The following is a 23,920-nucleotide window of genomic DNA, read 5'->3' as shown; positions in this document are numbered from 1 at the left end:
GGTGCATACAACAAACGTTCGTCCCGGTGGAAAGCCTGGGGCGTGAAGAATGGCCAGACACACTGTTGGGTCCTGAGACAACAGGCCCGTTGCTTCCCCCGTGTGGGTGGGAGACACCGCTCCGTTGGGGGTGGTGGGGGTTGTTGTTGCCTCACCGGTTTTGGTGGTGGGGTGTGGTGTTTGACTTGTGGATAGTGGTTGCGAGCATCTAACGCGCAAATGTGCACTCCGAATCTTCGGGTTCGGGGATGTTTTTTGTGTGTTGATGTGCAATTTTGATTCTTGTTTTCAATTGGTTTTTGTGCGTAAGTGTTTAAGGGCGCATGGTGGATGCCTTGGCATCAGAGGCCGATGAAGGACGTAGGAGGCTGCGATAAGCCTCGGGGAGCTGCCAACCGAGCGTTGATCCGAGGATGTCCGAATGGGGAAACCCAGCACGAGTTATGTCGTGTTACCCATGCCTGAATATATAGGGTGTGGGAGGTAACGCGGGGAAGTGAAACATCTCAGTACCCGTAGGAAGAGAAAACAATTGTGATTCCGTGAGTAGTGGCGAGCGAAAGCGGATGAGGCTAAACCGTATGCATGTGATACCGGGTAGGGGTTGTGTGTGCGGGGTTGTGGGACCTATCTTTTCAGCTCTATCCGGCTGGAGGGCAGTAAGAAAATGTCGTGGTTAACGGAAGTGGCTTGGGATGGCCTGCCGTAGAGGGTGAGAGTCCCGTACGTGAAAACCCGATGTCTGCCTTGATGGTGTTCCCGAGTAGCAGCGGGCCCGTGAAATCTGCTGTGAATCTGCCGAGACCACTCGGTAAGCCTAAATACCTTCTGATGACCGATAGCGGATTAGTACCGTGAGGGAATGGTGAAAAGTACCCCGGGAGGGGAGTGAAATAGTACCTGAAACCGTGTGCCTACAATCCGTCAGAGCCCTCCTTTTGGTGGGGTGATGGCGTGCCTTTTGAAGAATGAGCCTGCGAGTCAGGGACATGTCGCGAGGTTAACCCGTGGGGGGTAGCCGTAGCGAAAGCGAGTCTGAATAGGGCGTATCCCGTAAGGGTGTAGTGGCATGTTCTGGACCCGAAGCGGAGTGATCTACCCATGGCCAGGGTGAAGCGCGGGTAAGACCGCGTGGAGGCCCGAACCCACTTAGGTTGAAGACTGAGGGGATGAGTTGTGGGTAGGGGTGAAAGGCCAATCAAACTCCGTGATAGCTGGTTCTCCCCGAAATGCATTTAGGTGCAGCGTTGCGTGTTTCTTGCCGGAGGTAGAGCTACTGGATGGCCGATGGGCCTCACCAGGTTACTGACGTCAGCCAAACTCCGAATGCCGGTAAGACAAAAGCGTGGCAGTGAGACGGCGGGGGATAAGCTCCGTGCGTCGAGAGGGAAACAGCCCAGATCGCCGACTAAGGCCCCTAAGCGTGTGCTAAGTGGAAAAGGATGTGCAGTCGCGAAGACAACCAGGAGGTTGGCTTAGAAGCAGCCACCCTTGAAAGAGTGCGTAATAGCTCACTGGTCAAGTGATTGTGCGCCGATAATGTAGCGGGGCTCAAGCACACCGCCGAAGTCGCGGCATCCGCAAGGATGGGTAGGGGAGCGTCCTGCATCCGGTGAAGCAGCCTAGTGATGGAGCTGTGGAGGGTGTGGGAGTGAGAATGCAGGCATGAGTAGCGAATAGGCAAGTGAGAACCTTGCCCGCCGAAAGACCAAGGGTTCCTGGGGCAGGCCAGTCCGCCCAGGGTGAGTCGGGACCTAAGGCGAGGCCGACAGGCGTAGTCGATGGACAACGGGTTGATATTCCCGTACCCGTGTGTGTGCGTCCGTGATGAATCCATTGTGCTAACCATCCAAATGGCACGTGATGATCCTTTCGGGGATCACGTGTTGCCGGCTGCGTGGGACCCTGGTGGGTAGTAGTCAAGCGACGGGGTGACGCAGGAAGGTAGCCGTACCGGTCAGTGGTAATACCGGGGTAAGCCTGTAGGACGAACGATAGGCAAATCCGTCGTTCATATGTCTGAGAGGTGATGCATAGCCGAGTGAGGCGAATTCGGTGATCCTATGCTGCCAAGAAAAGCCTCTAGCGAGTGCACACATGGCCCGTACCCCAAACCAACACAGGTGGTCAGGTAGAGAATACTAAGGCGTACGAGTTAACTATGGTTAAGGAACTCGGCAAAATACCTCCGTAACTTCGGGAGAAGGAGGACCCCTTACTGTCAACACCCTCGCGGTGGGCAGCGGTGGGGGGTGGCACAAACCAGTGAGAAGCGACTGTTTACTAAAAACACAGGTCCGTGCGAAGTCGCAAGACGATGTATACGGACTGACGCCTGCCCGGTGCTGGAAGGTTAAGAGGACCTGTTAACTCCTTCGGGGGTGAAGCGGAGAATTTAAGCCCCAGTAAACGGCGGTGGTAACTATAACCATCCTAAGGTAGCGAAATTCCTTGTCGGGTAAGTTCCGACCTGCACGAATGGCGTAACGACTTCTCAACTGTCTCAACCATAGACTCGGCGAAATTGCACTACGAGTAAAGATGCTCGTTACGCGCGGCAGGACGAAAAGACCCCGGGACCTTCACTACAACTTGGTATTGGAGTTCGGTACGGTTTGTGTAGGATAGGTGGGAGACTGTGAAGCGCACACGCCAGTGTGTGTGGAGTCGTTGTTGAAATACCACTCTGATCGTATTGGGCTTCTAACTTCGGACCGTATATCCGGTCCAGGGACAGTGCCTGGTGGGTAGTTTAACTGGGGCGGTTGCCTCCTAAAATGTAACGGAGGCGCCCAAAGGTTCCCTCAACCTGGACGGCAATCAGGTGTTGAGTGTAAGTGCACAAGGGAGCTTGACTGCGAGACCTACAAGTCGAGCAGGGACGAAAGTCGGGACTAGTGATCCGGCACCCCCGAGTGGAAGGGGTGTCGCTCAACGGATAAAAGGTACCCCGGGGATAACAGGCTGATCTTCCCCAAGAGTCCATATCGACGGGATGGTTTGGCACCTCGATGTCGGCTCGTCGCATCCTGGGGCTGGAGCAGGTCCCAAGGGTTGGGCTGTTCGCCCATTAAAGCGGCACGCGAGCTGGGTTTAGAACGTCGTGAGACAGTTCGGTCTCTATCCGCCGCGCGCGTCAGAAACTTGAGGAAACCTGTCCCTAGTACGAGAGGACCGGGACGGACGAACCTCTGGTCTACCAGTTGTCCCACCAGGGGCACCGCTGGATAGCTACGTTCGGACAGGATAACCGCTGAAAGCATCTAAGCGGGAAACCTCTTCCAAGACCAGGTTTCTCACCCTTTTAGAGGGATAAGGCCCCCCGCAGACCACGGGATTGATAGGCCAGACCTGCACACCCAGCAATGGGTTCAGGGAACTGGTACTAACCGGCCGAAAACTTACACACACCAAAAAAACTCCAATTGTGTGTAAATCAAGAACATTGCACATCGTGCCCGCAACCACATCCACGACACAAAAGTCGAACAGACCACACCCCACCACCAAATAACACCCCCCCAAGGGTGCCAACAGGCCGGTGGAGGCGTAATTAAATAGAGTTACGGCGGCAACAGCGGCAGGGAAACGCCCGGTCCCATCCCGAACCCGGAAGCTAAGCCTGCCAGCGCCGATGATACTGCCCTGCACGGGCGGAAAAGTAGGACACCGCCGAACACAAATTGACCTCGACCCCCGATGAAAATCGGGGGTCGAGGCATTTTTGCGTTTTGACGCATTTCTATTTCGGCGCCGCGGAATTCCACGGCGCCGGCCGACGTCATCCCATTAATCGAACAGCGTCGGCTCCTCGGCTCCCGAACCGCTTCTCTCGAGATCGAGGAGCAATTTCTTACGATCCAATCCGCCGCCATATCCCGTCAGGCTGCCATTCGCCCCGATCACGCGATGGCAGGGCACGATGATGCCGACCGGATTGTGCCCGTTCGCCAATCCGACGGCCCGTGACGCTCCCGGCGATCCGACCTGCACGGCGATTTCGCCGTAGGAACGCGTTTCGCCGTACGGAATGGTCAACAGCGCACCCCAGACGCGGCGCTGGAACTCGGTGCCGATGAGGTCGAGCTCCAAGTCGAATTCCTGGAGGTCGCCAGCGAAGTACGCGGTTAGTTGGTCGACGGCCTCTGGAAATGCGGTCTCGTCGGGCTCCCAACCGTCATGACTGGGCTCATAGGTCTGATCGTCCATCCGTAGATGTCGTATCCGGCCGTCGTGGCCGGCGAGGGTGATGGTTCCGACCGGACTCTGCATGGTCCGGGTCTGCAAGGTGGCGTTCACGCCTGCTCCTGTCGGGGTGATGGTGTCGTCAGCGGCGGCCATTGGTTGACCGCATGATCCAGTGAGGTCCATAGGTGTTGCGTGGCGTAGGCGCGCCACGGGCGCCACTGCGCACTGTGTTCGATCAATTTGCGTGGATTATCCGGCAGCCCAGCTTGTTTGGCCGCGGCCTGGACCCCGAGATCGCTGGCAGGAAAAGCATCAGGATCACCGAGCCCCCGCATCGCGATCACCTCGGCTGTCCACGGCCCGATCCCGGGGAGTTCGGCCAACTGGGTACGGGCCTGTAGCCAGTCCGATCCGGCATCGAGCTCAAGGGTGCCGGCGGCGAGTGCACCGATCAGTGCGGTAACGGTCCGTCGGCGGGACTCCGGGAAGGCGAGGTGGCTCGGATCGATCTCGGCCAGCTGCGAGACGGAGGGGAAGACATGCGTCAAGCCTCCCTCCGGGTCGTTGATGGTCGAGCCGTAGGCCACCGCCAGCCGGCGGGTATGCGTCGCCGCCGCCTTCATCGACACCTGCTGGCCGATCACCACCCGCAGTGCCAACTCGTTCTCGTCGACCGTCCGGGGGATGCGCTGCCCAGGTGCCTTGGCAACGATGGGTGCAAGGTGTCGGTCGGTGTTGAGGACGTCGATGACGGCCTCGGGGTCGGCATCGAGGTCGAGGAGTCGCCGGCATCGGGCGATGGCGGTGGCCAGGTCGCGGAAGTCGTCGAGGATCAGCGTGCACTGGACGTGGTCGACGCTCGGCGACAGTCCGACGATGCCAGTGCCGTTCGGGAGCCGGAGGGTGCGGCGGAAAGTGCCGTCGCGGACTTCTTCGACGCCAGGTACCGCACCGGCCGCAAGATGGCCGAACACCCCTTCGTAGGCGAATGGCGTCCGAACGGGTAGTCGGACGGAAAGGGTCCCCGTGCCGGGGTTTTCGTTGGTTTGGAACCGGGTTTGAGCTCGTTGACGGAGTTCGGTCGGCGTCAGTGCGCTCACTTCGCGAATGGTGTCGTTGAACTGGCGGATGCTGGAGAAGCCGGCAGCGAACGCGACGTCGCCGAAAGGCAGTTTCGTGGTCTCGATAAGGACGCGGGCGGTCTGGCTCCGTTGGGCGCGGGCGAGTGCCAAGGGGTTTGCGCCGACCTCGGCCTGGAGCAGCCGCTCGAGCTGTCGGGTGGTGTAGCCGAGCCTGGCGGCCAGCCCTGTGACGCCCTCGCGGTCGACGGTGCCGTCGGCGATCAGGCGCATCGCGCGGGCGACCACGTCGGTGCGAATGTTCCACTCCGGCGATCCCGGTGACGCGTCGGGCCGGCAGCGCTTGCAGGCCCGGAAGCCGGCCCGCTGCGCTGCCGCGGCGGTTGGGTAGAAGCGGACATTACGTGCGAATGGTGGCCGGACCGGGCAACTGGGACGGCAGTAAATGCCCGTGGTGAGGACGGCTGTGACGAACCAACCGTCGAACCGGGCGTCCTTGGATTGGACTGCCCGATAGCAGCGGTCGAAGTCGTCGTACATGCCTTCGACAATGGCATGCGCCTCGGCCGAGTACTAGCGGAAAACCGACATCAACGTGGCTCGCGAGACAATTTTAATCATTTGTCTCGTTTTCTGCTGACTTGTGTGTTGGGCTTTGTTATAACTGGAACGCGTTCTAGTCGGGGTCGAGGGGAAGCACATGCCAATGAACAGTCGTGAGCAGTTGCCAACTGGCGCAGCCAGATTCGTCGGCCGGGTTGGTGCATTGGCAGTCGCACTGGGAATCGGCGTGGCCGTGGCAAGTAGCCCAGGCGTGGCGCTTGCGGCCCCGAGCGACGCCGGGGGTTCCTCGTCGGATAGTCATACCAAGGGCGAGAGCCATGCCAAGGGCGAGAGCGACGCCAAGGGTGACGGCGACAAAGCCGACGCGAGCAAGCCGAAAACCGACAAAGGGGAGAAGCGTCCGGGTGTCCTGAATTCGGGGAAGAAGTCGTCGAAGCGGCCGTCGGGGAAGACGGATGTCGCGAAGCCGTCGGCTGCGAAGGATGCCACCGACACAGACAAGGCATCCGGGCCTGACACCAAGCCCACCGCCAAGAAAGCCGCCAACACGCCGACTGTGACCGCGGCCAAGAAGCCCCCGACAGTGCAGGCGACCGTGGCGGCGAAGGAGGACGCGCCCACGCGCTCCGTGCCGCGCGTGCATGCCGTCGTGCCGGTCGCCGCAATCGGTGCGCCGGTCGCTGCGGCTACCGCGGCGGTGTCGCACGCGCTCGCGGCCGTGGGGCTGAACGGGACGGCGAACGCGTCCGGGAATCCGGTGGCACCGCTGCAGAACGCCGCCTTGTCCGCGCTGCTCGGCGCCACCCGTCGCGAGACCGCGTCCTCCTCGGCGACAACGACATTGGCGGCTGCGCCGACGTCGCTGCAGAGCACGCCCACTGTGCTCGGTACGGCACAGCAGCTGGCTGCCGAGAGGAAAGCCAACGCCATCGTGAACACGCTGCCGATGCAGTTCATGAAGGCGATCCTGAGGTTTGCGTTCCAGATGAATGCCAAGCAGCAGTACTCCCAGGTCGGTGGGCCCGACCAGGAGAACCTGGACCAACTGGGCCAGGCGGTCGACGAATACGCCCAACAGGCCGCCATGGAGTACCAGCTGCTCAACCCGATGCGACCGACGGTGCTGGAAATGGTTATGCCGCCGCATAATTGGTTCGGCCAGTCGATCACCGGTACCCGCATCCTGTACGACAACCCGGACACCATCTACCGGATGATGGCGGTCAACTCGACGTCGACGTACGTCATCAGCGGGAAGTTCGGCCCGGGGGAGCGCCCGGCGGAGACCACGTTCAGTGTGTTGACGGGCCTCGGTGGCAAGACCGCCGCGGTGCTCAATGCCAAGGACATGCAGATCAACCCGGACGGCACCTTCACCGTGACGGTGAGTTCCCGCCCGGCCGAAGCAGGACAGACCAACCATCTGCAGATCCCGACCGACACCACTTTGATCGTGGCTCGGAACACGTTGTCGGACTGGAACGCTCAGGAACCCATGAGCTTGTCCATTCAGCGGGTCAGTGGTCCACGGGACAGCCTGTTCGCACAGATCGGTGGCTTCGACATCCCCGGGCTGGGACCGGCCGTGTCCGGCAACCCGTTCCTGACGAACCTGGTCTCGCTCGTCCCGCCGCTGCCGGTGATGCCGCGGTTCCTGCAGGGCCTGGAAGCGTCGGTGATCCTCGCGCTCGGGCTGCGGATGGAACCGCAGTACATGGATGTGGCGACCAAGGATTCGTCGGGAAAGACGAAGGCGGCCAACGTCTTCACGGATCCCGAGAGCAATGCCACGTTCTTGTCGACCCAGTTGCAGAGCGCGGGGTACTTCCAGCTGGCTGACAACGAGGCGCTGGTGCTGACGATCAAGCCCGGCGATGCCGGCTATTTCGTCGTGCCGGTGACCAACGACTGGACCATCACCAAGAACTACTGGGATCAGCAGACGAGCCTGAACATCGCGCAGTCGCAGGTCAACCCGGACGGCAGCTACACCATCGTGGTGTCGCCGACCGATCCTGGTGTGGCCAACTGGGTGTCCACCGGCGGCCTGAACCAGGGCACGATCTCGATCCGTTTCCAGGACATCGACACGGCCGGCACCGATCTGCCGAAGGTGAGTTCACAGGTGGTGGCGCTCAGCGACCTCGGTACGGTCCTGCCGGCCGGGACGACGTATGTCACTGCGGCACAACGGCAAGCGGCCCTCGACGCGCGCAAGGCCGGATTCGACAAGAGGTTCGCGCCCTACCCGCAGGTGTGACTCACCATTCGTGGTTCGGGCATTGGACGTCGACATACACCGTCGCCGCGACCGGCCCGCCCGGTTTGAAGTTGCCGGGGTTGTTCACGCCGGTGACCCAGCAGACGCTGAGCGGCTTGACGTCGAAACCGTTGGTCCAGTTGATCTGCACGAGGTAGCCCTCGGCCTGGAGGTTGTTGATGACGTCGGCTGCCGAACCGCCGGTGTCGAGGGTGGGGTCGGCCGCGGCGAGCGGAGCGAGCGCCAGCGACACGGCGAGTGCGCCGGCGGCAGCAGCCATGACGGTGTGTCGCTTCATGATCACCATGATCCTCCGGATCTGTGTGAAGCAGATGTGAATTTCAGGCCAGGATGGCCAGTTGCGTCGGTTCGGACAGTCCGCGCAGGGTGACGGTGTCGCCCAAAGCCCAGTTCGCTCTTTCCGATTCGCTGACGGCGTCGAGCATGGCCGCGGCGGCGGCCAGATGGCCCGGCACGGACTTGGCGAGTTCGCACAGTCGCGCCGCCGCATTGACGGGCTCGCCGATCACGGTGTACTCGAACCGTTCCTTGGCCCCGACGTTGCCGGCCACCACGGTGCCGGCGGCGACGCCGAGGCCGGCCTTCAGCTCAGGCACCTCGTCGCGCAGCCGCGAGGCGATGGCCCGGGCGGCTGCCAGGGCGTCACCTTCGGTGCACTGCAACGACACCGGCGCCCCGAAGACCGCCAGCACCGCGTCGCCTTCGAATTTGTTGACGAACCCGTGGTGGCGGTCCACCTCGTCGACGATGACGGCGAAGAAGCGGTTCAGCAGGGCGACGACCTCGACGGCCGGGCGGCTGGTCACCAGTTGGGTCGAGCCGATGACATCGACGAAGATCACCGCCGCGTGCCGTTCTTCGCCGCCGAGTTGTGGTTTCTCCTGCTCGGCGAGGGCGGCGACTTCACGCCCCACATGCCGGCCGAAGAGATCGCGTACCCGTTCGCGTTCGCGCAGTCCGTGCACCATCGAGTTGAATCCGCGTTGCAGCTGGCCCAGTTCGGTGCCGTCGAAGACGACCAGATCCGTGGTCAGGTCGCCTTGCTCAACCCGGCTGAGTGCTTGTCGCACAATGCGAATCGGGCTGGCAGTCAGCCACGACACGATCCACATCAACAACGCGCCGAACACCAACGCGAACACCGCCAGGACCAGTACTGCGAAGGCGAACTGGGTTGGGGTGAGCGTGGATTGGGTCAGCGCGAACACCGCGGCCAACAGCACGCCGAGCATCGGCACGCCGGAACCGAACGCCCACACCACCATGGTGCGGCCCATGATTCCGGGTGCCAGCCGTGAGGGCGGTCGTCCGGCCTGGAGCGCGTCGGCGGCGACCGGGCGGAGCGCGAACTCGGTGTACAGGTTGCAACTGGTGGAGACGACGATGCCGGGCAAGGTGACACCCAGCAGCAGTTTGGGAATGAACTGAGTGTCGTGCAGGGCGTAGAGCGTGGTCAGCAATGCGGCGCCGGCGCCCCACAGGCAGAGCAACACGAGAGTGAGCTGGCCCGGCGCCCGGAAGGTGTTGCGCTGGTCCTCGATTGTCGGGGTGCGTCCTTCGATGGCCCATCGCACGCTTTGAATCACCCTGTTGGTCGCCCACACCACGCCGATCAGGAAGGCCAGCAAGATGTATGCGGGCGCCACGATCGTGGTGATCCACCAAACGTCAGCCCTGAAGACGTTTGGAGTCGGGAACAGTACGGTCTCGATGAGAATCGAGACGCCCACACCGATCATGTTGGCGACGATCACGAATGTGGTCAGGATCAGTTGGATGCGGATCCGGCGTCGGCGTTGGGATTCGGAGACGCGCCCCAGAATCCACGATCCATATTCGGGCGTGGTGGTACGGGGGGTTATGGCTTCCCGTATCCGTACCAGGCGCGTCGTCCCGGCTTGGTCCGCAGTCATTGGTCGTCAGCCTAGTTCGTGGGGCGAGTCCGAACGAGGATTCGCTGCCCCTAAGGTGGGTCGGGTGCGTCTCGTGATCGCCCAGTGCACTGTTGACTACGTCGGACGTCTGACCGCACATCTGCCGTCGGCGCGTCGCCTGCTGTTGTTCAAGGCTGACGGGTCGGTGAGCGTGCACGCCGATGACCGCGCCTACAAGCCGCTGAACTGGATGACGCCGCCGTGCTGGATCACCGAGGAGGCTGAAGAGGGTCTCGTCTGGGTCGTCGAGAACAAGGCCGGCGAGCAGCTGCGGATCACCGTCGAGGACATCGAGCACGACTCCAGCCACGAGCTGGGGGTCGATCCTGGTCTGGTGAAGGACGGTGTGGAGGCCCACCTGCAGGAGCTCCTCGCCGAGCACGTGGAGCTGCTCGGGGTCGGCTACACGTTGGTGCGCCGGGAGTACCCGACGCCGATCGGTCCGGTGGACCTGTTGTGCCGGGATGAGACCGGTGGGTCGGTCGCGGTGGAGATCAAGCGGCGCGGCGAGATCGACGGCGTCGAGCAGCTGACGCGCTACCTCGACCTGCTCAACCGCGACAGCGTGCTGGCGCCGGTGGCCGGGGTGTTCGCTGCCCAGCAGATCAAGCCGCAGGCGCGCACGCTCGCTACCGACCGTGGAATCCGTTGCGTGACTTTGGACTACGACAAGATGCGCGGCATGGACAACGACGAGTTCCGGTTGTTCTGATGCCTCGGCGACGTCCGGAGCGGCCTCGGCGGGACCCGCCGCCGCTGCTCGGGCTGTCGTCGCGCCGGGTGGAGATCGGACCTGACGGGTACGACTATGAGGTGCGGCCCGTGGCCGGTCCGCGCGCCGTCAAGACCTATCGGTGCCCGGGATGTGATCACGAAATTCGTCCGGGCACAGCGCATGTGGTGGTGCTACGGGTCGACGATGCCGAAGACCGCCGGCATTGGCACACGCCGTGCTGGGGGAATCGGGGGAACAGAGGACCGACCCGAAGGTGGTCCTAAACGAGGCTCAGTGCGCTGCGTCAGCCGCGGGCTCGACCAGCTCGATCAGCACGCCGCCGGCATCCTTCGGGTGGATGAAGTTGATGCGCGAGTTGGCCGTGCCGCGGCGCGGGGCTTCGTACAGCAGGCGGACGCCGTCGGCGCGCAGGCGCTCGGACAGGGCCTCGATGTCGCTGGTCCGGTAGGCCAGCTGCTGCAGGCCGGGGCCGCGGGTGTCGATGAACTTGGCGATGGTCGACTTCTCGTCGAGGGGCGCCAGCAGCTGAATCTGGGCGCTGCCGACCGCCGCGCCGCGGACCGAGAGCATGGCCTCGCGGACGCCCTGGTCCTCGTTGACCTCTTCGTGCAGGACGATCATGCCGAGATGGTCGTGGTACCAGCGAATGGCGACGTCCAGATCCGGCACGGCGATGCCGACATGATCGATAGCAGTCACCAGGGCGCTGGCCAGCGCGGGACGGGCATCGACGTGTTCGGTGGTCATAACGTAAAGGTAACCTGAGACGACCGAATTTGCGCCTGTGTGATCGGCCACATTAGCCGTTACAGATTTGTTGGAGGATGGAAATGACGACCTCGGTAATTGTTGCCGGAGCCCGCACTCCGGTGGGCAAGCTGATGGGTTCGCTGAAGGATTTCTCGGGTAGCGACCTGGGTGCCGTCGCGATCAAGGGCGCGCTGGCAAAGGCCTTCCCGAATGGTGAGGCCGACGCTTCCATCGTCGACTACGTGATCATGGGCCAGGTCCTGACCGCCGGTGCCGGCCAGATGCCGGCGCGTCAGTCGGCCGTCGGCGCGGGCATCGGCTGGGACGTGCCGGCGCTGACCATCAACAAGATGTGCCTGTCGGGCATCGATGCCATCGCCCTTGCTGACCAGCTGATTCGCGCCGGTGAATTCGAGGTCGTGGTGGCCGGTGGCCAGGAGTCCATGAGCCAGGCCCCGCATCTGCTGCCCAAGAGCCGTGAGGGCTACAAGTACGGCAACGTGACCGCACTCGACCACCTCGCCTACGACGGTCTGCACGACGTGTTCACCGACCAGCCGATGGGTGCCCTGACCGAGCAGCGCAACGATCAGGACAACTTCACCCGCGCCCAGCAGGACGAGTTCGCCGCACAGTCGCACCAGAAGGCCGCGGCTGCGTGGAAGGACGGCGTCTTTGCCGACGAGGTCGTGCCGGTGTCGATCCCGCAGCGCAAGGGCGACCCGATCGAGTTCTCCGAGGACGAGGGCATCCGCGGCAACACCACCGCCGAGTCGCTGGGCGGGCTGAAGCCGGCCTTCCGCAAGGACGGCACCATCACCGCCGGTTCGTCGTCGCAGATCTCGGACGGCGCGTGTGCCGTCGTGGTGATGAGCAAGGCCAAGGCCGAGTCGCTGGGTCTGACCTGGCTGTGTGAGATCGGCGCGCACGGCGTCGTCGCCGGCCCGGATTCGACGCTGCAGAGCCAGCCCGCCAACGCCATCAAGAAGGCCGTCGAGCGTGAGGGCATCACGATCGATCAGCTCGACGTCATCGAGATCAACGAAGCCTTCGCGGCGGTGTCGCTGGCCTCGACCAAGGAACTCGGCGTCGACGGAGCCAAGGTGAACGTCAACGGTGGCGCCATCGCCATCGGCCACCCGATCGGCATGTCCGGTGCCCGGATCACCCTGCATGCGGCGCTGGAACTGGCCCGCAAGGGTTCGGGTTACGCCGTCGCGGCACTTTGCGGCGCCGGTGGTCAGGGCGATGCCCTGATCCTGCGTCGTCCGTAGTGTGAACTACGCCTCGTAGTAGTCAGCCCGTCACTCGGGCACAATGGCGCCATGAACGCTGTTGTGCCCCGGGTGGCGGGCTGGTTTCGTTTGATCGCTCTGGCCGAGGCCCTTAGCTGGGTCGGGCTGCTGACCGGCATGTACTTCAAGTACCTCGGTACGCCCCGCACGGAGATCGGCGTGCAGATCTTCGGCATGGTCCACGGAATCGTGTTCCTGGCGTTCCTGGCCACCGGACTGATCGTCGGCTGGGCGGCGCGTTGGTCGCTGCTGACCTGGGTGTCGGCGGCGCTGGCCGGCATCGTGCCGCTGGCCAGTGTGATCTTCCTGCGCTGGGCCGAGCGCAACGGGGCCCTGGCTGTCGGGGCCGCTGCCGCCGAGGCCGAACCGGAGACGTCGGCCGTCGCGTGACAGACTGGACAGCGTGACTCGTCCGCGTCCTTTTGGTCCCGCGCTGTCTGGTGCGGTCGACCTGTCCGCGCTCAAGAACCGCCCCGCCGAAGGCGCTGCCGCGACTGGTGGCGCACCCGGTGGTGCTCCCGGCGGTATCGAAATCACCGAGGCCAATCTCGAAGCCGAGGTGCTGATCCGCTCCGGCGAGGTGCCCGTCGTCGTGCTGCTGTGGTCGCCGCGCAGCGACTCGAGCGTTCAACTGGGCCAGACGTTGTCCGCGTTGGCCGCCGAGGACGGTGGCACGTGGTCATTCGGCACGGTGAACGTCGACACGGCTCCGCGCATTGCGCAGATGTTCGGCATTCAGGGCGTCCCGACGGTCATCGCCCTGGCCGGGGGGCAGCCGATCACCAGCTTCGAGGGCGGCCAGCCGGCTGACCAGCTGCGGCGCTGGGTGGACTCGCTGTTGCAGGCGACCGCGGGCAAGCTGGGCGGTGGCGCCGAGGGCGAGGAGGAGCAGGTCGACCCCGCGGTCGCGCAGGCTCGAGAGCTCCTCGACAGTGGTGACTTCGACGGCGCCTTGGCCGCGTACCAGACGATCCTCGACGCCGATCCGGCGCACGTCGAGGCCAAGGGCGCCGTCCGGCAGATCGCGTTTCTGCAGCGCGCATCGGCACACCGTCCGGAGGCTGTACGCCTCGCCGACGCCTCACCCGACGACATCGACCTGGCCTTCGCCGCCGCCGACGTACAGCTGTTCCAGCGCGACATCGACGGCGCCTTCAACCGGCTGATCGCGCTCGTCAAGAAGACCGCGGGCGACGACCGCACCCGCGTGCGCACCCGGCTCGTCGAGTTGTTCGAGCTGTTCGACCCCGCCGACCCCGAGGTCATCGCCGGCCGGCGCAACCTCGCCAACGCGCTCTACTGATCTCTCGCGAGCAGACGCGAAAACCCCAAAATCAAGCCATTTTGGGGGTTTTCACGTCTGCTCGCGGAAGAATGCTAGGCGGGCTTGAGCCAGAGGGCCGACATCGGCGGGAGCACCAGGACGGCGGAGGCGGGACGGCCGTGCCAGGGCTCGTCGGTGGCCTCGACCGCGCCCATGTTGCCCGCGCCGGCACCGTTGTACACCGTGGCGTCGGTGTTCAGCAGCTCGTGCCAGGTCCCGGCGTGCGGCAGGCCCAGTCGGTACTGCGCATGCTCGCTGCCGGAGAAATTGAAGATGCAGGCGATGGACGACCCGTCGTCGCCGAACCGCAGGAAGCTCAGCACGTTGTTGTTGGAGTCGTTGGCGTCGATCCACGAATAGCCCTCGGGGCTGCTGTCGCGGGACCACAGCGCGCGGTTCGCGCGGTAGATGCCGTTGATGTCGCGGACCAGCTGTTGCACGCCGGTGGAGAAGCTGTGCTCGCCGAGCTGGAACCAGTCGAGCCCGCGTTCCTCCGACCACTCGGCGCGCTGGCCGAATTCCTGTCCCATGAACAGCAATTGCTTGCCCGGGTGTGCCCACTGATAGGCGAGCAGCTGACGTAGGCCGGCCGCTTTGGCGTGGTCGTCGCCGGGCATCCGGGTCCACAGCGTGCCCTTGCCGTGCACGACTTCGTCGTGGCTGATCGGCAGCACGTAATGCTCGCTGTAGGCGTACAGCATCGAGAACGTCATCTCGTGGTGGTGATAGCTGCGATGCACTGGATCGTGGCTGATGTAGTCCAGGGTGTCGTTCATCCACCCCATGTTCCACTTCATCGAGAAGCCAAGGCCGCCAAGGTTTGTCGGCCGGGTGACGCCGGGCCACGAGGTGGATTCCTCGGCGACGGTGACGATGCCGGGCACCAGCTTGTGGACGGTGGCGTTCATCTCCTGCAGGAACTGCACCGCCTCGAGGTTCTCGCGGCCGCCGTAGATGTTGGGGGTCCAACCGCCTTCGGGGCGGGAGTAGTCGAGGTACAGCATGGAGGCGACGGCGTCGACGCGCAGGCCGTCGATGTGGAACTCTTCGAGCCAGTACAACGCGTTGGCCACCAGGAAGTTGCGGACCTCGTTTCGGCCGAAGTCGAAAACGTAGGTGCCCCAGTCGAGTTGCTCGCCGCGGCGTGGGTCGGCGTGTTCGTACAGCGGGGTGCCGTCGAAGCGGCCCAGCGCCCACGAGTCCTTGGGGAAGTGCGCGGGCACCCAGTCCACGATCACGCCGATGCCGGCCTGGTGCAACGTGTCGACCAGGTACCGGAAGTCGTCGGGCGTGCCGAGCCGTGACGTCGGCGCGTAGTACGACGTCACCTGGTAACCCCAGGAGCCGCCGTACGGGTGCTCGGCCACCGGCAACAGCTCGACGTGCGTGAAGCCCTGCGCCACCACGTACTCGGTGAGCTCGACGGCCAGTTCCCGGTAGCTCAACCCTGGCCGCCAGGACATGAGATGCACCTCGTAGGTGCTCATGGGCTCGACGATCGGGTTGAACGTGGCGCGGGCGGTCATCCAGGCGTCGTCGTGCCAGACATAGGAACTGATAAAGGTTTTCGACGCGGTCAGCGGCGGTACCTCGGTGCTGAAGGCCATCGGGTCGGCGCGATCGGTGACGGCGCCGTTGGTGCCGTTGCCGCCGTGGATCCGGAACTTGTAGAGGCTGTCCGCCTCGAATCCGGGCCAGAACAGCTCCCACACCCCGGACGAGCCCAGTGCCCGCATCGGAGCCTCGCTGCCGTCCCAGTGATTGAAGTCGCCGATCAGGTTGACGCCCTTGGCGTTCGGCGCCCACACCGCGAACGAGAATCCCTCGACCACGCCGTCGGGTGTGGTGAACGAACGAGGTTGTGCGCCAAGGATTTCCCACAGCCGTTCGTGGCGGCCCTCGGCAAGCAGGTGCAGGTCCATGTCGCCGAGCGTCGGCAGGAAGCGGTAGGGGTCGGCCGTGGCATGTACGACGTCGCCCGGGTATTCGACCTCGAAGCGGTAGTCGGCCAACTTGGTGAACGGCACCTCGACCGCGAACAGGCCGCCCTCGATGGCCGTCATCGGATAGCGCTTCTTGCCGACCAGCGCCGTGACTCCGGTGGCGTGCGGCCGCAGCGCCCGGATGACGGTGTTCTTGCCGTACTCATGTGCACCCAGAACCGAATGCGGGTCGTGGTGCTCGCCGGCCAGCAGACGGGCCAGCTCGGCGACGGGTGGCCGGAGATGGCTCGTCACGGTTGCCTCCGCAGGAGGTTCAGCCGTTTGTCGTACGGGATTTGCGGCATGTTCAGTACGTGGGCTACCGCCTTGCCCGGGTCCAGTCGCACGTAATTCGATGCGCCCCATTGGTATTCCTCACCGGTGATCTCGTCGCGTACCCAGAACCGGTCGTGCTCGTCCATGCCGAGGGCGCCCATGTCCAGCCACAGCGTGGCCTGCTCGGGGCCGAATGCGTTGAGCGTCAACACCACAAGGACGGTGTCGCCGGTGACGGGGTCGAACTTGCTGTACGCCAACATCAAGTCGTTGTCGACGTGATGGAACTTGATGGTCCGCAACTGGCTGAGCGCCGGGTGCACCCGCCGGATCTCGTTGAGCCGGGTCAGCAGCGGCTCAAGGGACCGGCCGCCGGCCAGAGCGGCCTCGAATTCGCGTGGCCGCAACTGGTATTTCTCGGAGTCCAGGTACTCCTCGCTGCCCTCGCGAAGTGCCAGGTGCTCGAACAGTTCGTAGCCGGAGTAGACGCCCCAGGACGAGCTCAGGGTGGCGGCCAGCACCGCCCGGATCGCGAACATGCCGGGGCCGCAATGCTGCAGGCCGGCATGCAGGATGTCGGGGGTGTTGACGAACAGATTGGGCCGGTAGAAGTCGGCGTACTCGGCGATCTGCTGGCCGAATTCGGTGATCTCCCACTTGAAGTTGCGCCAGGTGAAGTACGTATACGACTGCGTGAAGCCGAGTTTCGCGAGCCCGTAGAGGCGGGCCGGGCGGGTGAACGCCTCGGACAGGAACAGCACGTCGGGGTCGATGTTCTTGGCTTGGGCGATCAGCCAGGCCCAGAAGTTCGCGGGCTTGGTGTGCGGGTTGTCGACGCGGAAGATCTTGACGCCGTGCGACATCCAGAACTTGACCACGCGCAGCACCTCGTCGTACAGGCCGGCCGGATCATTGTCGAAGTTCAGCGGGTAGATGTCCTGGTACTTCTTCGGCGGATTCTCGGCGTACGCGATGGTGCCGTCGGGCAGTACGGTGAACCACTCCGGGTGGTCCTTGGCCCACGGGTGATCGGGCGCGCATTGCAGCGCCAGGTCGAGCGCCACCTCCAAGCCGTTGTCGCGGGCAGCAGCGACCATGTCGTCGAACTCGGCGATGGTGCCCAGATCCGGGTGCACCGCGTCGTGGCCGCCTTCGTCGCTGCCGATCGCCCAGGGAGAGCCGACGTCGCCGGGCGCCGCGGTCACGTTGTTGTTCGGGCCCTTGCGGTGCACTTTGCCGATCGGGTGCACCGGCGGCAGGTACAGCACGTCGAAACCCATTGCGGCAACCCGTGGAATGGCCTTGGCGGTCGTGGCGAACGTGCCGTGGACGGGCTGACCGTCGGCATCCCAGCCGCCGGTGGAGCGGGGGAAGAGCTCGTACCAGGCACTGAACCGGGCCCGCGGCCGGTCGACCCAGATGCCGTATTGCTCTCCGCGAGTGACCAATTCACGCAATGGGTACTTGCGCAGCAGGTCGGTGACATCTGGTGCAAGGGCCGCTCCGGCGCGGATGAACGGGTCGCCATCCTCCCGGAGCCGACGCGCGGCGGCGAGCAGCGGGGCGCGGTCGTCCTGCGGGACGGCCGTGGCGGCGCGCTCCAGCAGCCCCGCACCGATCAGCAGGTCATTGGACAGCTCGGCCTCACTCTGGCCGGCCTCGAGCTTGGCGGTGATGGCGTGGCGCCACGTCGCGATGGGGTCGCCCCAGCCGTCGACGCGGAACGTCCACAGGCCGACGGCATCGGGCGCGAACTGACCGTGGAACACGTCGGGCGTATAGCCCGGCGCCATGGGCATGCGGGTCGGCTTGACCTTGGCCCGCGGCGGGGCCGGCGCCGGCGTCGCGCCCGGCGGGGTCTCGGCGAGCTGCGGGTAGACCGGGCCGTGGTAGCGCACCACCAGCGTTGCGGCGACGGCGTCGTGGCCTTCGCGCCACACGGTCGCGCTGATCGGAACCACTTCGCCGACCACGGCCTTGGCGGGATATCGACCTGCGGACACCACTGGTGCGACGTCGTCGATCTCGATCCGACCGGCCACCAAATCACTCCTTACCCGGGACTACGGGACTATGCATACCCACCGTAGTAGCCCGTGACACCAGATGGGCAGTGACCAGTTGGATGGGCGTCTGGGCTGTCACCGAACTGACCCTGCACGTGGAAAAAATGTCAGTAAGGTTGGCTCGTGTGAAAGCCCTCCGTCGGTTCACCGTCCGTGCCCACCTGCCCGAACGCCTCGCCGCCCTGGAGCGGTTGTCCATCAACCTGCGCTGGTCCTGGCACACGCCGACTCAGGAGCTGTTCGCGGAGATCGATCCGGCGCTGTGGGAACAGGTCGGCGCCGACCCTGTGGCGTTGCTCGGGGCGGTCAGCCCGGCGCGTCTCGATGAGCTGGCGGCCGACGACGACTTCGTCGGCCGGGTGAACCACCGGGCCACCGATCTGGACAGCTATTTGAGCCGGCCGCTGTGGTACCAGGAGCAGGCCGACAACGCGCTGGACGGCGGTCCTGCGATGCCAAAGGGCATCGCGTACTTCTCCATGGAGTTCGGCGTCGCGGAGGTCCTGCCGAACTACTCGGGCGGTCTGGGCATCCTCGCGGGCGATCACCTCAAGTCGGCGTCGGACCTCGGGCTGCCGCTGATCGCGGTGGGGCTGTACTACCGGTCCGGCTATTTCAAGCAGTCGCTGACGGCCGACGGCTGGCAGAACGAGAACTATCCGTCGTTCGATCCGCAGGGTCTGCCGCTGCGGCTGCTGACGTGGGCCGACGGCCAGCCGGCGCTGGTGTCGCTGAACCTGCCGGAATCGCAGGTGCTGCGGGCTCGGGTATGGGTGGCGCAGGTCGGACGAGTTCCGTTGCTGCTGCTCGATTCTGACATCCCCGAGAACGATCATGAGCTGCGCTCGGTCACCGACCGGCTCTACGGCGGCGACCAGGAACACCGGATCAAGCAGGAGCTGCTCGCCGGCATCGGCGGCATCCGCGCGATCCGGGCGTTCACCGAGATCGAGGGCATCGACGCGCCCGAGGTTTACCACATGAACGAAGGCCACGCGGGTTTCCTTGGCGTGGAACGCATTCGGGAGTACATCAGCGGGTCCGGGCTGGATTTCGAGACCGCGTGGACGGTGGTGCGGTCGTCGACGGTCTTCACTACCCACACCCCGGTGCCGGCCGGTATCGACCGGTTCCCGGTGCAGATGGTGCGCAGGTACTTCGACGACACCGTCGCCTCGCCGCTGCTGCCTGAGGTGCCGCTGTACCGGGTGGTCGCGTTCGGCGCGGAGGACGACCCGGAGAAATTCAACATGGCGCACATGGGTTTACGGCTCGCGCAGCGGGCCAACGGGGTGTCACTGCTGCACGGCAGGGTCAGCCGCGGCATGTTCAACGAGCTGTGGCCGGGCTTCGACCAGTCGGAGGTGCCGATCGGGTCGATCACCAACGGGGTGCATGCGCCGACCTGGGCAGCGCCGCAATGGCTGGAGTTGGGCCGCGAGCTGGTCGGCGTGGAAGGGATGGCGGCGGTTGACCAGGCGGCAGGGGAGCCGCAGTTGTGGCAGCGGTTGCACGACGTCGATCCCGGCCACCTGTGGTGGATCCGGTCCCAGCTGCGCGAGATGCTCGTCGCGGACGTGCGGGCCCGGCTGCGCCGCTCGTGGCTCGAGCGCGGTGCCACCGAGGCCGAACTCGGTTGGATTGCAAACGCTTTCGATCCCTCGGTGTTGACCATCGGCTTCGCCCGCCGGGTGCCCACCTACAAGCGGCTGACGTTGATGCTGCGTGATCCGGAGCGGCTGGAGCGGCTGCTGCTGGACGAGTCGCGGCCGCTGCAGTTGATCGTCGCGGGCAAGTCGCACCCGGCCGACGAGGGCGGCAAGGCGCTGATCCAGCAGGTGGTGAAGTTCGCCGACCGGCCCGAGGTGCGGCACCGCATCGCCTTCCTGCCGGACTACGACATGTCGATGGCGCGGCTGCTGTACTGGGGCTGCGATGTGTGGCTCAACAACCCGCTGCGTCCGCTGGAGGCGTGTGGCACGTCGGGTATGAAGAGCGCGCTCAACGGCGGGCTGAACCTCTCGATCCGTGACGGCTGGTGGGATGAGTGGTACGACGGCGAAAACGGTTGGGAAATCCCGACTGCCGACGGCGTCACCGACGAGACGCGCCGCGACGACCTCGAGGCCGCGGCGTTGTACGACCTGATGCAGAACTCGGTGGCACCCAAGTTCTACGAGCGCGACGAGCACGGCGTGCCGATGCGCTGGGTGGAGATGGTGCGGCACACGCTGCAGTCCCTGGGGCCCAAGGTGCTGGCATCGCGGATGGTGCGCGACTACACCGAGAAGTACTACGCCCCTGCGGCACAGTCGTTCCGGCGCACGGTGGAGCCGGTCGACGGCGTGCCGTACGGTGCGGCCCGCTCGCTGGCGGCCTATCGGCAACGGGTGACGGAGGCCTGGCCGAAGATTCAGATCACCGATGTGGACAGCTACGGGTTGCCCGATACGCCGCTGCTGGGTTCGGAGTTGTCGCTGACTGCCACCGTGCAGCTGGCGGGGCTGCGCACCGATGAGGTTGTGGTGCAAGCGGTTCTGGGTCGGGTCGATGCCGGCGACCAGTTGGTGGACCCGGTGACGGTGCCGATGGCGCACACCAGTTCCGGCGACGGCGGCGTCGAGGTGTTCTCCGCGACCACGCCGCTGCCGGTGGCGGGTCCGGTCGGGTACACCGTGCGAGTGTTGCCGCACAACGCATTACTGGCCGCTGACAACGAGCTCGGGCTGGTCACGCTGGCGTGAGTGCACTGACTGTTGCGGTCGATGGCGGACCGTACGCGCTGGCGGCTGGTCCGGACGGCGCGATGTGGGTGACATTGGTGTCGGCGGGTTCGGTGGCTCGGATCGACGCGCGCGGTGAGGTACGGGTGTTCGAGGTCGGTGCCGACAGCCGGCCGATGCAGATCTGCGCGGGACCCGACGGGGCCATGTGGTTCACCTGCTCCGGCACAGACCAGCTGGGCCGGATCGCTGGGAACGGTGCGCTGACATTCGTCGAATTGGATTCGGGCAGTGCACCGTTCGGTATCGCTGTGGGACCCGACGACGCGGTGTGGTTCACCGCCATGGACGCCGGAACGGTGGGCCGGGTCGGGGCCGACGGCGCGGTCGAGGTGGTTGCCGTGCCCCGCGGGATGCCGTCGATGATCGCTGCCGGCGGTGACGGTGCGCTGTGGTTCACGCTGAATCAGAAGTCCGCCATCGGGCGACTGACGGTCGCCGGTGATCTGTCGATCCGGCCGACACCGACACCGTCGGCGGGGCCGGTCGGCATCTGCGCCACTCACGATGACGCGGTGTGGTTCACCGCAATCGGCGCCGACAAGCTGGGCCGCATCCCGCTCAACGACGCCATCCAGGAACTCGATCTGCCGGGCAAGCCGCACGCGGTGGTCGCCGATGAGGCCGATGGGGTGTGGGTGAGCCTGTGGGGTGCGGACGGTATCGCACGGGTCACCGCCGATGGCGAGGTCTCGACGTTCGATCTGCCGCCGGGCAGCGAGCCGCACGGGTTGGCCGTCGACCGTGATGGCGCGCTGTGGGTGGCGTTGGAGTCGGGGTTCGTGGTGCGGTTGCCGGTCTAGGCGGGTACCGGCTGGACGCTGCTGTCGAAGTCGATGTGGTGACCCTGTAGCCACATCATCGAGCGGCCACCATCTTTCGCGCCCTGCCGGAGTACCACCGGCAGGATCAGGTCACGCAGGAACCGTCCGATCGGCCCCGCCGCCTTGCTGTTGGCCGACCGGTGGCCGTGCCGGACGATCTTCTCCACCCGGTGCCGGCGCAATGATTCGAATGTCGTGAAAGCCGTTGGGATGTCGCGGCAATCGCGCAGGCACTGCGCGAGAATCACGGCGTCCTCGACGGACATCGATGCACCCTGGCCCGCTGACGGTGCGGTGGCGTGGGCGGCGTCGCCGATGATGATCTGATTGCGGTGGTTGTGCCACCGTTTCACCACCGGCAGGTCGTAGGTGGCCCACCCGACCATCGGACCGGGCGCGGCGTCGATGATCTCGTGAGCCGGCCCGACGTCGTCGGACATCAACTGGTGCAGCCAGTTTCGCCAGTCGGCATCGGTCATGCCAGACAGCGCGCCGCGTTCGGGTTCGCGGGCCATCGGCGGATTGGCGAACCAGACAGTGCCGCCGTCCGGGGTGGGGAACCAGGCGAAGAAGCAGCGGGTGCCGAACTGCATCCGGAATTCCTGGGGCGGCACATCGACGGAGAAGTTCGGGATGTAGCCGCCGACGTTGAGTACCGGCACGTAGCGCGGAGCCCGTGCGCTGGGGTCGATCACGCGGCGTACCGCGGAATGCACACCGTCACAGCCGATCAGCAGATCTCCGGATGCGGTACTGCCGTCGGCAAACTGCGCGTGGACGCGGCCGTCGGAAGTTGTTGTTGCGGAGACGAATTCCTTGCCGTAGCTGTACCGGGCACCACGGGCTGTGGCGAGCGTGTTCAGTTCGCGGTAGAGGTCGGCTCGACGCATCATGATCGACAGCTGGCCATCCGGGCGTTGTGCGGCCATCGGGATACGCCCCAGTTTCTTGCCGCTGCCGGTGCTGAAGCTGATGGTGTCGTTCGGGTAGCCCAGGTTCTCGAGCGGCCCTGCGGCATCGACGGCACGCAGGGCGTCCATGCCGTTGGCCTGAAAGTTCAGCCAGGCACCGCGGAGATCGGCGCCGGACGGGGAGCGTTCATAGATGTGGGCATCGATACCGACGCGTTGTAGCGCGATGGCCAGGACGGGGCCGGTCACGCCGGCGCCGATGATGAGCGCTTTGGTCATGCGTGTTCCTTGGTTTGTCGCCAGATGGCTCGACGATCAGATAACTTGATTGTCAAGCAATATCCTGAAAGGTGGATCGCTCGATTGTCAAGCGAAAATCCGATGTCTGACCGTCTTGGCGCGGCGGTGCAGGGCTACCAGGCCGCGGTCGACGACTTCGACCGCGAGGTCGCGCGCCTGCTCGGCATCAACGCGACGGACGCGCGGTGCCTGGAGATTCTGCTCCAGGAAGCCGCCGACGGCGTCACGCCGCGGGAGCTGGCCGACCAGTTGGGCCTCACCACCGGCAGCGCCACGACAATGCTCGACCGGTTGGAGAAGGTCGGCTACGTGACGCGCTCAGCGCATCCCAGTGACCGGCGCAAGCTCCTGGTCCACGCCACCGCTACCGCGCGAGAGCGTGCTTTCGCTCTCATCGGTCCATTGGTGGCCGAGGGGGAACGCACCCTGCTGAGTCGCTACAACGCCAAACAGCTGGAGCTGATCACCGAATTCCTCACGCGGGCAGCCGAACTGCAGCGCGAACATGTCGCGCGGTTGCGCGGGATGTGAACAACGTCGGGCGTGTCGGCTTTCTCCAGGACATGTGTGGCCCGGACCCGTCACCATGCGATGACATTGTCAGCACATGGTGACAATGTCAGCCTC

General features: G+C 64.8%; 17 protein-coding genes and 2 rRNA genes. 11 read left to right on the top strand and 8 right to left on the bottom strand.

What is annotated here, in order from left to right; translation table 11 throughout:
- The first annotated feature begins 303 nt into the window (after positions 1 to 303).
- Positions 304 to 3,409 (top strand): 23S ribosomal RNA (locus ACNO8X_RS24155).
- A gap of 155 nt (positions 3,410 to 3,564) precedes the next feature.
- Positions 3,565 to 3,678, top strand: a 5S ribosomal RNA gene (gene rrf, locus ACNO8X_RS24150).
- A 111-nt stretch (positions 3,679 to 3,789) separates the two neighbouring features.
- Here the strand turns inward: rrf and ACNO8X_RS24145 are convergent.
- Together ACNO8X_RS24145 and ACNO8X_RS24140 are read right to left on the bottom strand one after the other, a co-directional pair.
- A complete protein-coding gene (locus ACNO8X_RS24145; protein ID WP_418006016.1) occupies positions 3,790 to 4,272 on the bottom strand; it encodes a methylated-DNA--[protein]-cysteine S-methyltransferase in 483 nt (160 codons plus the stop codon).
- A 23-nt stretch (positions 4,273 to 4,295) separates the two neighbouring features.
- Entirely contained in the window at positions 4,296 to 5,807 is a 1,512-nt protein-coding gene (locus ACNO8X_RS24140; RefSeq protein WP_418003054.1) for a DNA-3-methyladenine glycosylase 2 family protein, read from the bottom strand.
- A gap of 274 nt (positions 5,808 to 6,081) precedes the next feature.
- On the opposite strand from ACNO8X_RS24140, the gene ACNO8X_RS24135 reads away from it, so the two are divergent.
- Positions 6,082 to 8,091, top strand: coding sequence for a DUF1214 domain-containing protein (locus ACNO8X_RS24135; RefSeq protein ID WP_418003052.1), 2,010 nt, complete (start codon positions 6,082 to 6,084; stop codon positions 8,089 to 8,091).
- A 1-nt stretch (position 8,092) separates the two neighbouring features.
- Here the strand turns inward: ACNO8X_RS24135 and ACNO8X_RS24130 are convergent, their stop codons facing one another.
- Both ACNO8X_RS24130 and ACNO8X_RS24125 read right to left on the bottom strand, forming a co-directional pair.
- Entirely contained in the window at positions 8,093 to 8,389 is a 297-nt protein-coding gene (locus ACNO8X_RS24130; protein WP_131630659.1) for a hypothetical protein, read from the bottom strand.
- A 43-nt stretch (positions 8,390 to 8,432) separates the two neighbouring features.
- The gene (locus tag ACNO8X_RS24125) at positions 8,433 to 10,025 is read right to left on the bottom strand and encodes an adenylate/guanylate cyclase domain-containing protein (RefSeq protein ID WP_418003051.1); all 1,593 of its coding nucleotides are present in this window, start codon (positions 10,023 to 10,025) and stop codon (positions 8,433 to 8,435) included.
- A 64-nt stretch (positions 10,026 to 10,089) separates the two neighbouring features.
- Between ACNO8X_RS24125 and nucS the strand changes: the two genes are divergently transcribed.
- Positions 10,090 to 10,758: an endonuclease NucS gene (gene nucS / locus ACNO8X_RS24120; RefSeq protein ID WP_418003050.1), complete on the top strand. Its 669-nt coding sequence runs from the start codon at positions 10,090 to 10,092 to the stop codon at positions 10,756 to 10,758.
- Positions 10,755 to 11,045, top strand: a complete 291-nt coding sequence (locus tag ACNO8X_RS24115) for a hypothetical protein (protein ID WP_418006015.1) — start codon at positions 10,755 to 10,757, stop codon at positions 11,043 to 11,045. The genes nucS and ACNO8X_RS24115 overlap by 4 nt, the downstream gene beginning before the upstream one ends.
- A 7-nt stretch (positions 11,046 to 11,052) precedes the next feature.
- Here ACNO8X_RS24115 and mce read toward each other — a convergent pair whose 3' ends face one another.
- Positions 11,053 to 11,529, bottom strand: coding sequence for a methylmalonyl-CoA epimerase (gene mce / locus ACNO8X_RS24110; protein WP_133763856.1), 477 nt, complete (start codon positions 11,527 to 11,529; stop codon positions 11,053 to 11,055).
- An 83-nt stretch (positions 11,530 to 11,612) separates the two neighbouring features.
- On the opposite strand from mce, the gene ACNO8X_RS24105 reads away from it, so the two are divergent.
- From ACNO8X_RS24105 to ACNO8X_RS24095, 3 genes are read left to right on the top strand one after another with little or no spacing between them, the layout of a single operon-like run.
- Positions 11,613 to 12,806: an acetyl-CoA C-acetyltransferase gene (locus ACNO8X_RS24105; RefSeq protein ID WP_418003049.1), complete on the top strand. Its 1,194-nt coding sequence runs from the start codon at positions 11,613 to 11,615 to the stop codon at positions 12,804 to 12,806.
- Positions 12,807 to 12,857: 51 nt separating this feature from the next.
- On the top strand, positions 12,858 to 13,217 hold the full coding sequence (locus ACNO8X_RS24100; RefSeq protein ID WP_418003048.1) for a DUF3817 domain-containing protein: 360 nt from the start codon (positions 12,858 to 12,860) through the stop codon (positions 13,215 to 13,217).
- 13 nt (positions 13,218 to 13,230) lie between these two features.
- Positions 13,231 to 14,130, top strand: coding sequence for a tetratricopeptide repeat protein (locus ACNO8X_RS24095; protein WP_418003047.1), 900 nt, complete (start codon positions 13,231 to 13,233; stop codon positions 14,128 to 14,130).
- A 74-nt stretch (positions 14,131 to 14,204) separates the two neighbouring features.
- On the opposite strand, the gene glgB is transcribed toward ACNO8X_RS24095, so the two are convergent.
- Both glgB and ACNO8X_RS24085 read right to left on the bottom strand, forming a co-directional pair.
- Positions 14,205 to 16,388: a 1,4-alpha-glucan branching protein GlgB gene (glgB, locus tag ACNO8X_RS24090; protein WP_418003046.1), complete on the bottom strand. Its 2,184-nt coding sequence runs from the start codon at positions 16,386 to 16,388 to the stop codon at positions 14,205 to 14,207.
- Complete coding sequence (locus ACNO8X_RS24085; RefSeq protein ID WP_418003045.1) at positions 16,385 to 18,451, bottom strand: alpha-1,4-glucan--maltose-1-phosphate maltosyltransferase; 2,067 nt, start codon at positions 18,449 to 18,451, stop codon at positions 16,385 to 16,387. Before ACNO8X_RS24085 ends, glgB begins: the two co-directional genes overlap by 4 nt.
- A 149-nt stretch (positions 18,452 to 18,600) precedes the next feature.
- Between ACNO8X_RS24085 and glgP the strand changes: the two genes are divergently transcribed.
- Positions 18,601 to 21,219, top strand: a complete 2,619-nt coding sequence (glgP, locus tag ACNO8X_RS24080) for an alpha-glucan family phosphorylase (RefSeq protein WP_418003044.1) — start codon at positions 18,601 to 18,603, stop codon at positions 21,217 to 21,219.
- A complete protein-coding gene (locus tag ACNO8X_RS24075; protein WP_418003043.1) occupies positions 21,216 to 22,061 on the top strand; it encodes a virginiamycin B lyase in 846 nt (281 codons plus the stop codon). The genes glgP and ACNO8X_RS24075 overlap by 4 nt, the downstream gene beginning before the upstream one ends.
- Here the strand turns inward: ACNO8X_RS24075 and ACNO8X_RS24070 are convergent.
- Positions 22,058 to 23,272 (bottom strand): FAD-dependent oxidoreductase, encoded by a 1,215-nt coding sequence (locus ACNO8X_RS24070; protein WP_418003042.1) that lies wholly within the window; start codon positions 23,270 to 23,272, stop codon positions 22,058 to 22,060. The two genes, ACNO8X_RS24075 and ACNO8X_RS24070, sit on opposite strands and share 4 nt — an antisense overlap.
- Before the next feature lie 102 nt (positions 23,273 to 23,374).
- Between ACNO8X_RS24070 and ACNO8X_RS24065 the strand changes: the two genes are divergently transcribed.
- The gene (locus tag ACNO8X_RS24065; protein WP_418003041.1) at positions 23,375 to 23,824 is read left to right on the top strand and encodes a MarR family winged helix-turn-helix transcriptional regulator; all 450 of its coding nucleotides are present in this window, start codon (positions 23,375 to 23,377) and stop codon (positions 23,822 to 23,824) included.
- The last annotated feature ends 96 nt before the right edge of the window (positions 23,825 to 23,920 follow it).

Source organism: Mycobacterium sp. PDNC021, from assembly GCF_048282635.1.
GTDB lineage: Bacteria > Actinomycetota > Actinomycetes > Mycobacteriales > Mycobacteriaceae > Mycobacterium > Mycobacterium llatzerense.
Note: the sequence above shows the minus strand (reverse complement) of the source record. Positions and strands in the feature narration are given on the sequence as shown.